The following is a 12,083-nucleotide window of genomic DNA, read 5'->3' on the forward strand; positions in this document are numbered from 1 at the left end:
TGGGGGGCAGGTGGCCGGCGGGGGCGGGGGGGGGGGGGGGGGGTCCCGGGGGGGGGGGGGGGGCCCCGCCCCCCCCGCCGGGGGCCCCACCACCCCGTCACCAGTCATACCCGCCGGACGACCACCGTCACCCGCTCGCCCTCGCCGACCTCGCCGGCGAAGCCGTCCGGGCCGTCGATCCCGTCGGCGAAGTCGAGGGTGTCGGCCAGCACCTCCCGGGCCACGAAGTCGGTGTACGCGGCCACCGCCGCCCGGACCTCCTCGGAGGCCGACAGCGACACCACGATCCGGTCCGAGACGTCCAGGTCGGCGTTCCGGCGGGCCTGCTGCACCACCCGGACCACGTCCCGCGCCAGCCCCTCGGCGGCCAACTCCGGGGTGACCTCGGTGTCCAGCACGACCACGCCCTCACCGCCGGGCAGCGGCGCGGAGTGCTCCGCGTCGGCGGCGACCAGCCGCAGCTCGTACTCGCCCTCGGCGAGGGTGACCCCGGCGGCGACCGGGGCGCCGTCGTGAAGCTCCCACTCCCCCGCCTTGACCGCCTTGATCACCTGCTGGACCTGCTTGCCGACCCGGGGGCCGAGCGCCCGGGGCACCACGGTCAGCACCTGCTGGCAGTACGCGGACACCTCCTGGGAGAACTCCACCTCCTTCACGTTGACCTCGTCGGCGACCAGGTCGGCGAAGGGCCGGAGCTGGTCGGCGACCGGCGAGGCCACGGTGAGCTTCGACAGCGGCAGCCGGACCCGCAGCCCCTTCGCCTTGCGCAGCGACAGCGCCGCCGAGGCGACCGCGCGCACGTTGTCCATCGCGGACACCAGCTCGTGGTCGGCCGGGAACTCCTCCGCCGCCGGCCAGTCGGTCAGGTGCACCGACCGCTCGCCGGTGAGGCCGCGCCAGATCTCCTCCGCGGTCAGCGGCGCCAGCGGCGCCACCACCCGGCAGAGCGTCTCCAGCACCGTCGACAGCGTGTCGAACGCCTCGGCGTCACCCGACCAGAACCGGTCCCGGGAGCGGCGCACGTACCAGTTGGTCAGCGCGTCCAGGTAGGACCGGACGGTGGCGCAGGCGCCGGAGATGTCGTACGCCTCCATCTGCCCCTGGACCGTCGCCACCAGCTCGTTCGTCTTCGCCAGCACGTACCGGTCGAGCAGGTGGGTCGAGTCCGTGCGGCGACGCGCCTGGTAGCCGTCGGCGTTGGCGTAGAGGGAGAAGAAGTACCAGACGTTCCACAGCGGCAGCAGCACCTGCCGGACGGCGTCCCGGATGCCCGCCTCGGTGACCGCCATGTCACCGCCGCGCAGCACCGGTGAGGACATCAGCATCCAGCGCATCGCGTCCGACCCGTACGCGTCGAAGACGTGGTACACGTCGGGGTAGTTGCGCAGGCTCTTGGACATCTTGCGCCCGTCGGAGCCGAGCAGGATGCCGTGGCTGAGGCAGTTGCGGAACGCCGGCCGGTCGAACAGCGCGGTGGCCAGCACATGCATGGTGTAGAACCAGCCGCGGGTCTGTCCGATGTACTCGACGATGAAGTCGCCCGGGTAGTGGTGCTCGAACCAGTCCGCGTTCTCGAACGGGTAGTGCACCTGGGCGAACGGCATCGAGCCGGACTCGAACCAGCAGTCCAGCACCTCCGGCACCCGGCGCATCATCGACTTCCCGGTCGGATCGTCCGGGTTGGGGCGGACCAGCTCGTCCACCGCCGGCCGGTGCAGGTCGGTCAGGCGGACGCCGAAGTCCCGCTCGATGTCGGCCAGCGACCCGTACACGTCCAGCCGGGGATAGTTCGGGTCGTCGGAGCGCCACGCCGGGATCGGCGAGCCCCAGAACCGGTTCCGGCTGATCGACCAGTCGCGGGCGTTGGCCAGCCACTTGCCGAACGAGCCGTCCTTGATGTGCCCCGGGGTCCAGTTGATCTGCTGGTTCAGCTCGACCATCCGGTCCTTGAACTTCGTCACCGCGACGAACCACGAGGAGACCGCCTTGTAGACCAGCGGCGTGTCGCAGCGCCAGCAGTGCGGGTACGAGTGGGTGTAGGTGTCCTGCCTGAACACCACCCCCCGCTCCTTGAGCTCCCGGATCACCGGCTTGTTGACGTCGAAGACCTGCTCGCCCTGATACGGCGGCACCAGCGCGGTGAACCGGGTGTGGTCGTCCACCGTGACGATGGTGGGGATGCCGGCGGCGTTGCAGACGTTCTGGTCGTCCTCGCCGAAGGCCGGGGCCAGGTGGACGATCCCGGTGCCGTCCTCGGTGGTGACGAAGTCCGCGCCGAGCACCTGGTACGCGTTCTCCCCGGCCTGCTCGACCAGGAAGTCGTAGAGCGGGGTGTAGCGGCGCCCGACCAGGTCCGCGCCGCGCACGGTGCCGACCTGCTCGTACCCCTCCAGCTCCTTGGCGTACGCGGCCAGCCGTGCCGCGCCGACCAGGTACCGCTGTCCGTCGCGCTCCAGCACCGCGTACTCGATGTCCGGACCGACGGCGAGCGCCAGATTCGACGGCAGGGTCCACGGCGTGGTGGTCCAGACGCCCAGCTTGACCGGCCCGCGGACCAGCTCCGGGGCGCTCTCGTCCGGGGTGAGCCCGAACCAGACCGACAGCGTCGGGTCGTGCCGGTCCTTGTAAACGTCGTCCATCCGGGTCTCGGTGTTCGACAGCGGCGTCTCGCAGCGCCAGCAGTACGCGAGCACCCGGAAGCCCTCGTAGACCAGACCCTTGTCGTGCAGGGTCTTGAAGGCCCACATGACGCTTTCCATGTAGTCCAGGTCGAGGGTCTTGTAGTCGTTGGCGAAGTCGACCCAGCGGGCCTGCCGGGTGACGTACCGCTCCCAGTCCTGGGTGAACTCCAGCACCGAGGTGCGGCAGGCCTCGTTGAACCGGGCCACGCCCAGGTCGAGGATCTCCGCCTTGCTGGTGATGCCGAGCTGCTTCTCGGCGACCACCTCGGCGGGTAGGCCGTGGCAGTCCCAGCCGAAGCGCCGCTCGACGTGCCGGCCGCGCATGGTCTGGTAGCGCGGCACCACGTCCTTGACGTAGCCGGTGAAGAGGTGACCGTAGTGCGGCAGGCCGTTGGCGAAGGGCGGGCCGTCGTAGAAGACGTACTCGTTCTTGCCGTCGATGCCGGCGGGGCGGGCCTCGACGGACGCCTCGAAGGTCTTGTCGGCCGTCCAGTGCTCCAGGACCCGGCGCTCGACCGCGGGCAGGTCCGGGCTCGCCGGGACGCCGGCGGCGGTCGGGTCGTGCAACGGATAGGCCATCGGGGGTCGCTCTCCTCGCGCAGCTCACTCATCTGTGGTCTGCGAGGACGAGCCGATCCGGGTACGCCTCGACGGCGTGCCCGAGCGACCCGCGGTACCACCCCGCTTGGCGGTCAAGGTGCGACCGCCCGCTCGTTGGCCGGCTGTGACGGGCCGTCCCGTCCGGTTCTACTAAGCCGGTCGCCCGGCTGTTCTTCCGGAGGCTCGCCGGTGATGGCCGGGTCGTCGCCTGTGTGCCGCCAAGCCTACTCGACCGGGCGGGCGCTCCGCCGCCGAGTATCGGCTCGGGCGCGTTGACGCATTCCACCGACCACCCCGAGGTCATCGCGGTCTCCCCCGACACCCTGTGAGGTGGTGACGGTCACAGGTCGGGCTGTCACGCCACGGCTGCCCTGTCCCGTCGTCCTGGCGTAGCTGCTAGCGGACAGGGGAGGCTCAGATGAGTCGAATCGACATGGCGGCCGTGGCGCCGCAGGCGTACCAGGCGGTGCTCGGGCTGGAGAAGTACGCCCGGGCGAACGTCGACCACACCGTGCTGGAGTTGGTGAAGCTGCGGGCGTCGATGCTCAACGGGTGCGCATTCTGCGTGGACATGCACAGTGCCGAGGCGCTCGCCGCGGGCGAGTCCAGCCGGCGGCTCTTCGCGGTCGCCGCCTGGCGGGAGGCGCCCTTCTTCGACGAGCGGGAGCGGACCGCGCTGGCGCTGACCGACGCGGTCACCCGGCTCGGCGAGCATGGCGTGCCGGACGAGGTCTGGGACGCCGCCGCCAAGGTGTGGTCGGAGAAGGAACTGGCCGACCTGGTCATCGCGATCGCCACAATCAACGTGTGGAACCGGATCGCGGTGACCAGCCGGACCCAACCGCCGACGGAGGCCTGACGGACACCTCGGCGGCGCAGGCGGCCGGTGCGCTCACCGCGCACCGGCCGATGCTGCTCGGCCTGGCGTACCGGCTGCTGGGCAGCCTGCACGACGCGGAGGACGTGCTCCAGGAGGCGTACCTGCGCTGGCTCGGCGCCGACCGGGAGTCGGTCGCCGAGCCGCGCCGGTACCTGTCCCGGGTGGTGACCCGGCTGGCAGTGGACCGGCTGCGCGCCCGGCAGGCCGCCCGGGAGACGTACGTCGGGCCGTGGCTGCCCGAGCCGGTGCCGACCGCGGCGTCCCCGTTCGGCCCGCTGGACAGCGCCGAGCTGCGGGACTCGGTCTCCATCGCGCTGCTGCACCTGATGGAGCGGCTCACCCCGCCGGAGCGCGCGGTCTACGTGCTGCACACCGCATTCGCCCTGCCGTACGCGGAGATAGCGGAGATCCTGGACCGGTCGGCGGCCCACTGCCGGCAGCTGCACCACCGGGCGGCCGCCCGGATCGCCGACGACCGGCGGCGGTTCACCGCCGACCCGGCCGAGCAGCGGCGGCTGCTGGACGCCTTCCTGGCCGCCGCCCGCGACGGCGACCTGCCCCGGCTGACCGGGCTGGTGGCGTCCGACGCGGTCGCCTGGACGGACGGCGGCGGGGTGGCCCGCGCGGCGCGTAACCCGGTGCGCGGCGCGGACCGGGTGGCCCGATTCTTCGTCGGCATCTACGGCCGGCCGCGCCGGATCGAGGCGACGCCGGCCGAGTTGAACGGTGGCCCCGCGCTGGTGATCCGCTGGTCCGACGGGGCCCGGTACACGCTCACCGTGGCCGCGGCCGGCGGCCGGATCACCGATTTCTACCTGGTCGGCAACCCGGCGAAGCTGTCCCGACTGCCCGGGTGAGGACACGGAACGGCCCCGATCCCGGTCCGGGAGCGGGGCCGCCGGTGACTCAGCCCAGCTCGGGGAACCAGAGGGCGATCTCGCGCTTCGCGCTGTCGGGCGAGTCGGAGGCGTGCACCAGGTTCTCCCGGTTGGACAGGGAGAGGTCGCCACGGATGGTGCCGGCGGCGGCCTTGCGGCCGTCGGTGCTGCCGATCATGGCCCGGACCACCTCGATCACCTGGTCGCCGGAGAGCACCAGGGCGACCAGCGGGCCGCTGGTCATGAACGCCTTCAGCGGCGGGTAGAACGGCTTGTCGACGTGCTCGGCGTAGTGCTGGTCGGCGAAGTCGGCGTGCATCGTGCGGGTCACCATCGCGTCGATCCGCAGGCCCTTGCGCTCGAAGCGGGACACGATCTCGCCCACCAGGCCACGGCGGACCGCGTCCGGCTTGATCAGTACGAGCGTGCGCTCGTCCGGGCTGCTGCTGGACACGCTGGGTTCCTCCTGTGCGCGGAAGGCGGTCGGGCTGGGTACGGTCAGCCTAGCGACCCGGTCCCGGCGCCGGCGCGGCGGCCGCTTCCCTCGGTCACCGCTTCGGCCTAGCCTGGCCCTAGACCCCTGGGAGGTCCACTGTGGCGAACGGCGGGAACCGGCCCATCGCACCGGTACGCAAGCTGATCGCCGCGGTGCTGGGCACCGTGGCGACCTTCGTCGTGCTGTTCGGCCTGGGGATGACCAGCTGGGCGATCGTGGCCCTCGGCGTCGCGCTGCTGGTGCTCGCGGTCGCGCTGGCCACCGTCCGCGGCGGCGGGCGCACCTGGGTGGTCGGCGTGGGGCACGTGCACAGCGCCTCCGAGCCCCCCACCCAGTACGCGTTCGGCCGGTGCGAGCTCCAGCTGGTGATCGACGCCCCGGGGCTGCCGCCCCGCTCCAAGAAGATCATCGAGCCCCGGGTGCCGGTCGCCAAGTGGCCGTCCCTGGGCCAGCCGCTGCCCATCCGGGTCGCCCTGGACGACCAGCGGCACGTCCGCGTCCTCTGGGACGAGGTACCCACCCACGCCGAGACGGCCGCCGCGACGGCGGACCTGCCGCCGGAGTACGCCGACCCCGAGCCGGTCGACGAGGTGCTGATCGTCCAGGAGGCCCCGCCGTGGGCCGACCGCGCCCCGGAGGACGACTTCCGCGACGACTTCCCGCCGGCCCCGGACCCGCTGCTCGACGACGTCACCGTGCTGCCCGAGGAGCGCGAGCCGGTGGTGGTGCACCAGCGCCCCGGCGGCCCGGTGGTGCTGGAGGGCACGGTGGTCGAGCAGCCGACGACCGGTCCGCTGCCCCGCCGCGCCACCACCCCCGCGCCCCGCCCGCCCGCCGAGGAGCAGTTCGACGCGACAGTGCCGGTGGATCCGATCGACGTGCCGCTGGACGACCCGGCGCCGACGGACGTGCCGCCGACGGCAGAGGAGCTGGACGAGGCGATTTTCGGGTACCCGGGCGACGAGCCCGCCGAGGTGGCCGCCCCGATCAGCGGCATCGGCATCACCCTGCTGGTCACCGACCTGACCCGGTCGCTGACGTTCTACCGGGATCTGGGCTTCGACGAGGTGGACCGCGGTTCGGGCAACGCCGTGCTCGCCTCCGGCGCCACCCGCCTCGTGCTGCGGGAGGTCACCGGGGCCGCCCCGATCAGTCGTCGGCTGGTCCACGTCAACCTCGAGGTCGACGACATCCAGGCCGCGTACGAGCGGCTGCGCGGCTCCGGGGTCCGCTTCACGTACGCCCCCCGGGTGGTCAACCGGGGCGCCAAGCTGGAGGTGTGGGCGGCGGCGTTCCGGGACCCGGACGGTCACGGCATCGCCCTCACCCAGTGGCGCACGCTCACCGACGCCTGACGATCGGGCCGGTCCCGCCCGGGGCCTGGCCCACCGCCTCAGCCCAGGATGACCCGGCGGACGTGCAGGGCGTACGCCCACACCAGGGCGAAGATGATGCCCAGCCCGAACAGTGACCAGTGCAGCAGCCCGGAGAGCAGGAGCAGGCCCTGCAGGACGGTGCCCGCGTTCCAGGCCCAGGCCCGCCCCATCCGACCGGCGAGCACCACGCAGGCCACGGCCAACCCGACGATCGCCGCGATGGCCGCGCCACTGAGGTCCCCGCCGAGCACGCGGATCGGCTGGATCGCGAGCAGCAGCACCAGCGCCTCGAGGGCCAGCGCGCCGGCACCGAGGCCGCGTACCGCCTTCTCCGGATTCCGCAGGCCGGACCGCCGCTCCCCCGACGCGGGTCCGGAGTCCGGCCCGTCGGCGGCACCCGGCCGCTCCTCCACCGGACCGGTCATCGCTTCAACAGCCGGCGGGCGTCGGCCACGGTCACCACCGACCCGGTGATCAGCACGCCGACGCCGGACAGCTCGCCGGGCACCTCGGACTCGGCCTCGGCGATGGCCGCCTCGATGGCGTCCGGCATCTCCTCGGCGACCTCCACCCGCTCCGCTCCGAAGATCTCCCGGGCCAGCTCGGCGAGCTCCTCGACCGGCATCGCGCGCGGCGAGCTGTTGCCGGTCACCACCAGCGAGTCGAGCACCGGCTCCAGCAGCTCCAGCAGGCTGGCCGCGTCCTTGTCGCCGAGCACGGCGAGCACGCCGACCAGCTTGCTGAACGCGAACTCCTCCTGGAGCGCGGCGACCGTGGCGGCCATCCCGTGCGGGTTGTGCGCGCCGTCGAGCAGCACCGTCGGGGCGGTGCGGACCTTCTCCAGCCGGCCGGGTGAGCTGGTCGCGGCGAAGCCCTCCCGGACGGCCTCGATGTCGAGCTGCCGCCGGGCGCCGGCGCCCAGGAACGCCTCGACGGCGGCGAGCGCCACGGCCGCGTTCTGTGCCTGATGAGCGCCGTGCAACGGGAGGAAGACCTCGTCGTAGACCCCGCCGAGGCCCTGGATGCTGAGCACCTGGCCGCCGACGGCGACCGCCCGGCGCAGCACGCCGAACTCCGTGCCCTCCCGGGCGACGGTGGCACCCACCTCGGCGCAGCGCTCCAGGATCGGCCGGGCGGCCTCCTCCTCCTGCGCGGCGCAGATGACGGTGGCGCCGGAGTGGATGATGCCGGCCTTGTGCAGCGCGATGTCCTCGATGGTGTCGCCGAGCCACTCGGTGTGGTCCAGCCCGATCGGGGTGAGCACGGCCACCCCGGCCTGGATCACGTTGGTGGCGTCCTCGGCGCCGCCCAGCCCCACCTCGACCACCGCGACGTCGACCGGCGCGTCGGCGAACGTGGCGAACGCCAGCGCGGTGGTCATGTCGAAGTAGGTCAGCGGCTCCGCGGAACGCTGGTCGACCAGCTCGGCCAGCGGCTCCACCTCGCGGTACATCGCCACGAAGCGTTCCTCGCTGACCGGCTCCCCGTCCAGGCTGATCCGCTCCCGCACCGTCTCCAGGTGCGGGCTGGTGTACCGCCCGGTGTGCAGGCCGAACGCCCGCAGCAACGAGTCGATCATCCGGGCGGTGGAGGTCTTCCCGTTGGTCCCGGTCAGGTGGATCGACGGGTACGCCCGCTGCGGGCTGCCCAGCAGGTCGAGCAGGCTCTCGATGCGGTCGAGCTCGAAGTGCATGCGGGTGAAGCCGCGCGCGGACAGCGCGGCGTCGACGGCGGCGAATTCGGTACGGTCGGTCACGAGGGCAGCGCCTCCAGGGCAGCGTCGATCCGGATCAGGTCGGCCTCGGCCACGGCGAGCCGCTCGCGGATCTTCGCGACCACCGGCTCCGGGGCCTTCCCGACGAACGCCGGGTTGTCCAGCTTCGCCCGCGCCTGCGCGGCCTCCTTATCGGCGGCCGCCCGGTCCTTGGTGAGCCGGGCCCGCTCGGCGGCCACGTCGATCGAACCGCGGGTGTCCAGCGCGACGCTGACCTCCCCCGGCATGGCGAGCGTCGCGCTGGCCTGGAAGTCGCCACCGGGGGCGTCCAACCGGACCAGCGAGCGGATCAGCGGCTCGTGCGCGGCGATGCCCGCCGGCGCCAGGCCGTCGAGCCGGGCCGCGACCCGCTGGGTGGGGCGCAGCCCCTGGTCCGAGCGGAACCGCCGGATCTCGGTCACCACCCGCTGGAGGGTGCCGATCTCACCCTCCGCGGCGTCGTCGACCAGCGTACGGTCGGCGACCGGCCAGGCGGCCATCATCACGGTCTCCCCGCCGGTCAGCGCCGTCCACAGCTCCTCGGTGACGAACGGGATCACCGGGTGCAGCAGCCGCAGCAGCTGGTCCAGCACGTGCCCGAGCACCCGGCGGGTGGCGTCGGCCGCCGGCCCGCCCTCGGCGAGCACCGGCTTGCTCAGCTCCACGTACCAGTCGCAGACGTCGTCCCAGGCGAAGTGGTACAGCAGGTCGCACACCTTCGCGAACTCGTACGCCTCGAACTGCTCGTCCACCTCGGCGGTGACGTGCGCCAGCCGGGACAGGATCCACCGGTCGACGGTCGACAGCTCGGCCGCGTGGGGCAGCGGGCCCTCGGTGTGCGCGCCGTTGAGCAGCGCGAACCGGGTCGCGTTCCAGAGCTTGTTGCAGAAGTTCCGGGAGCCCTGGCACCACTCCTCGCTGACCGGCACGTCCTGGCCCGGGTTGGCGCCGCGGGCGAGGGTGAACCGGGTGGCGTCGGCACCGAATTGGTCGATCCAGTCCAGCGGGTCGACCACGTTGCCGAACGACTTCGACATCTTCTTGCCGTGCTCGTCCCGGACCATGCCGTGCAGGGCCACCACGTCGAACGGCTGCTTGCCGTCCATCGCGTACAGGCCGAACATCATCATCCGGGCGACCCAGAAGAAGAGGATGTCGTACCCGGTGACCAGCACGCTGGTCGGGTAGAACTTCGCCAGGTCAGGCGTCCGCTCCGGCCAGCCGAGGGTGGAGAACGGCCACAGCCCGCTGGAGAACCAGGTGTCCAGGACGTCCTCGTCCTGCCGCCAGCCCGCCCCGGTCGGCGGCTGCTCGTCCGGGCCGACACAGACGATCTCGCCGTCCGGGCCGTACCAGACCGGGATGCGGTGGCCCCACCAGAGCTGCCGGGAGATGCACCAATCGTGCATGTTGTCGACCCAGGCGAAGTAGCGCTTGGCCAGCTCGGCCGGCTCGATCTTCACCCGGCCGTCGCGCACGGCGTCGCCGGCCGCCTTCGCCAGCGGGGCGGTGTTGACGAACCACTGCAGCGACAGCCGCGGCTCGACGGTGGTCTTGCACCGCGAGCAGTGCCCCACCGCGTGCACGTACGGCCGCTTCTCGGCCACGATCAGCCCCTGCTCGCGCAGCGCGGCCACGATCGCCGGGCGGGCCTCGTACCGGTCCAGGCCCTCGAACGGGCCCGGCGCGGTGATGATGCCGCGCTCGTCCATGATCGTCAGCGCCGGCAGGTCGTGCCGCTGGCCGATCTCGAAGTCGTTCGGGTCGTGCGCCGGGGTCACCTTCACCATGCCGGTGCCGAAGCTCGGGTCGACGTGCTCGTCGGCGACGATCGGGATCCGCCGGTCGGTGAGCGGGACGGCGACCTCGGTGCCGATCAGGTGCCGGTACCGCTCGTCGTCCGGGTGCACGGCCACCGCGGTGTCGCCGAGCATCGTCTCGGCCCGGGTGGTGGCCACCACGACGTCGTCGCTGTACCGGATCGAGATCAGCTCACCCTCGTCGTCGGTGTGCTCGACCTCGATGTCCGACAGCGCGGTGAGGCAGCGCGGGCACCAGTTGATGATCCGGTTGGCCCGGTAGATCAGGCCGTCGTCGAAGAGCTTCTTGAACATGGTCTGGACGGCCCGGGACAGGCCCTCGTCCATGGTGAAGCGCTCGCGGTCCCAGTCCACCGCGTCGCCCAGGCGCCGCATCTGACCGAGGATCGCGCCGCCGGACTCGGCCTTCCACTGCCACACCCGCTCGACGAACTTCTCGCGACCCAGGTCGTGCCGGGACAGGCCCTCGCCGGCGAGCTGCCGCTCGACCAGGTTCTGGGTGGCGATGCCGGCGTGGTCCATGCCGGGCAGCCAGAGCGCCTCGAACCCCTGCATCCGCTTGCGGCGGTTCAGCGCGTCCATCAGCGTGTGCTCGAACGCGTGCCCCATGTGCAGCGAGCCGGTGACGTTCGGCGGCGGGATGACGATGGTGAAGGGCGGCTTGTCGCTCTCCGCCGACGCCCGGAAGTGGCCGGCGGCTACCCACTGCTCGTACCGTCGCTGCTCTACCTCGCCGGGCTGGTACTGGCCGGCAAGGGTCGGGGCGTCGGGGCGTCGGGCATCCAGTCTCTCGGTCACCCTGAAAGTCTACGGAGCGCTTCCGCGGACCCGACGTGCGCCACCTCCAGTTCGCGTACGGTGGCGGACATGTCCGATGCACATCTCACCGAGCGTCCGCTCGGCGACGGGCCCGACCCGGTCGACCTGAGCGACGAGCCGATCCAGCTGAGCCGCCGCGACCCGGAAGGCGACCCCGAGCGCGGTACGCCCTCCCGCCGCCGGCGAATGGTGCTGGCCGTGACGCTCGTGGCCGGGCTGGCCGGGCTGGGGGCGCTCGGCGCCGGCGGCTGGCGGGTGCTGCAGCAGAAGGACACCGAACTGTCCACTCCCGTGAAGGTGGCCGGGCTGACCCGCGACGACACCGAGCGGGCTCGCAGCACGGCGGACTACCTGCGCAGCGGCTTCGCCGCCGACATCGACCTGGACCGCAGCTTCGGCACCGTCTACAGCGATCCTGCGGACGCCAAGCGGGCGGTGCTCGTCTTCGGTGGCACGACGCTGCTCTGGCAGCCGGAGCGGGACCTGGACAGCCTGTTCGGCCTGATGGCCGACGCCACCGGCAAGGTCACCGGCCTGCGCGAGGTGGACGCCGGCCGGCTGGGGGGCGTGATGAAATGCGGTACGACCAGCGGAGACGGCGGCGACTTCGCGATCTGCGGGTGGGCCGACCACGGCAGCGTGGTGATGGCGATGTTCCCGGGGCGTTCCGTCGACGATTCCGCCGGCCTGTTCCGCCAGCTCCGCGAGGGCATCCAGACCCGCTGAACGCCAAAAAGGGGGTACGCCGGCGGCGTACCCCCTTTTCACCAGATCCTGGAA

9 protein-coding genes are annotated in these 12,083 nt (G+C 72.4%); 4 read left to right on the forward strand and 5 right to left on the reverse strand.

From position 1 onward, the window contains the following. Positions 1-104: 104 nt before the first annotated feature. A complete protein-coding gene (gene ileS, locus I8N68_RS31665) occupies positions 105-3,260 on the reverse strand; it encodes an isoleucine--tRNA ligase (RefSeq protein WP_200216784.1) in 3,156 nt (1,051 codons plus the stop codon). 439 nt (positions 3,261-3,699) lie between these two features. Here ileS and I8N68_RS31670 point away from each other — a divergent pair, with 439 nt between their 5' ends. Together I8N68_RS31670 and sigJ are read left to right on the forward strand one after the other, a co-directional pair. After that, on the forward strand, positions 3,700-4,140 hold the full coding sequence (locus tag I8N68_RS31670) for a carboxymuconolactone decarboxylase family protein (RefSeq protein ID WP_200216785.1): 441 nt from the start codon (positions 3,700-3,702) through the stop codon (positions 4,138-4,140). Further along, a complete protein-coding gene (gene sigJ / locus I8N68_RS31675; protein WP_307813052.1) occupies positions 4,089-5,018 on the forward strand; it encodes an RNA polymerase sigma factor SigJ in 930 nt (309 codons plus the stop codon). The genes I8N68_RS31670 and sigJ overlap by 52 nt, the downstream gene beginning before the upstream one ends. A gap of 49 nt (positions 5,019-5,067) precedes the next feature. Here the strand turns inward: sigJ and ndk are convergent, their stop codons facing one another. Beyond that, the gene (gene ndk / locus I8N68_RS31680) at positions 5,068-5,493 is read right to left on the reverse strand and encodes a nucleoside-diphosphate kinase (RefSeq protein ID WP_200216786.1); all 426 of its coding nucleotides are present in this window, start codon (positions 5,491-5,493) and stop codon (positions 5,068-5,070) included. Between the two features lie 140 nt (positions 5,494-5,633). Between ndk and I8N68_RS31685 the strand changes: the two genes are divergently transcribed. Further along, a complete protein-coding gene (locus I8N68_RS31685; RefSeq protein ID WP_200216787.1) occupies positions 5,634-6,890 on the forward strand; it encodes a VOC family protein in 1,257 nt (418 codons plus the stop codon). A 38-nt stretch (positions 6,891-6,928) separates the two neighbouring features. Here I8N68_RS31685 and I8N68_RS31690 read toward each other — a convergent pair whose 3' ends face one another. The 3 genes from I8N68_RS31690 to I8N68_RS31700 are packed head-to-tail and all read right to left on the reverse strand — an operon-like array spanning position 6,929 to position 11,282. Next, complete coding sequence (locus I8N68_RS31690; RefSeq protein ID WP_200216788.1) at positions 6,929-7,336, reverse strand: DUF4233 domain-containing protein; 408 nt, start codon at positions 7,334-7,336, stop codon at positions 6,929-6,931. After that, positions 7,333-8,667 (reverse strand): bifunctional folylpolyglutamate synthase/dihydrofolate synthase, encoded by a 1,335-nt coding sequence (locus tag I8N68_RS31695; protein WP_200216789.1) that lies wholly within the window; start codon positions 8,665-8,667, stop codon positions 7,333-7,335. The genes I8N68_RS31690 and I8N68_RS31695 overlap by 4 nt, the downstream gene beginning before the upstream one ends. Next, the gene (locus I8N68_RS31700; protein WP_200216790.1) at positions 8,664-11,282 is read right to left on the reverse strand and encodes a valine--tRNA ligase; all 2,619 of its coding nucleotides are present in this window, start codon (positions 11,280-11,282) and stop codon (positions 8,664-8,666) included. Before I8N68_RS31700 ends, I8N68_RS31695 begins: the two co-directional genes overlap by 4 nt. Before the next feature lie 69 nt (positions 11,283-11,351). Between I8N68_RS31700 and I8N68_RS31705 the strand changes: the two genes are divergently transcribed. Next, positions 11,352-12,029, forward strand: a complete 678-nt coding sequence (locus tag I8N68_RS31705) for a hypothetical protein (RefSeq protein ID WP_200216791.1) — start codon at positions 11,352-11,354, stop codon at positions 12,027-12,029. The last annotated feature ends 54 nt before the right edge of the window (positions 12,030-12,083 follow it).

Source organism: Micromonospora coerulea, from assembly GCF_016598485.1.
Lineage (GTDB): Bacteria > Actinomycetota > Actinomycetes > Mycobacteriales > Micromonosporaceae > Micromonospora > Micromonospora coerulea.

Excerpts from the sequence above, each read along its gene's own strand:
- I8N68_RS31705 (WP_200216791.1), top strand. The coding sequence starts at position 11,352 with ATGTCCGATGCACATCTCACCGAGCGTCCGCTCGGCGACGGGCCCGAC.
- I8N68_RS31690 (WP_200216788.1), bottom strand. The coding sequence starts at position 7,336 with ATGACCGGTCCGGTGGAGGAGCGGCCGGGTGCCGCCGACGGGCCGGAC.
- I8N68_RS31670 (WP_200216785.1), top strand. The coding sequence starts at position 3,700 with ATGAGTCGAATCGACATGGCGGCCGTGGCGCCGCAGGCGTACCAGGCG.
- ileS (WP_200216784.1), bottom strand. The coding sequence starts at position 3,260 with ATGGCCTATCCGTTGCACGACCCGACCGCCGCCGGCGTCCCGGCGAGC.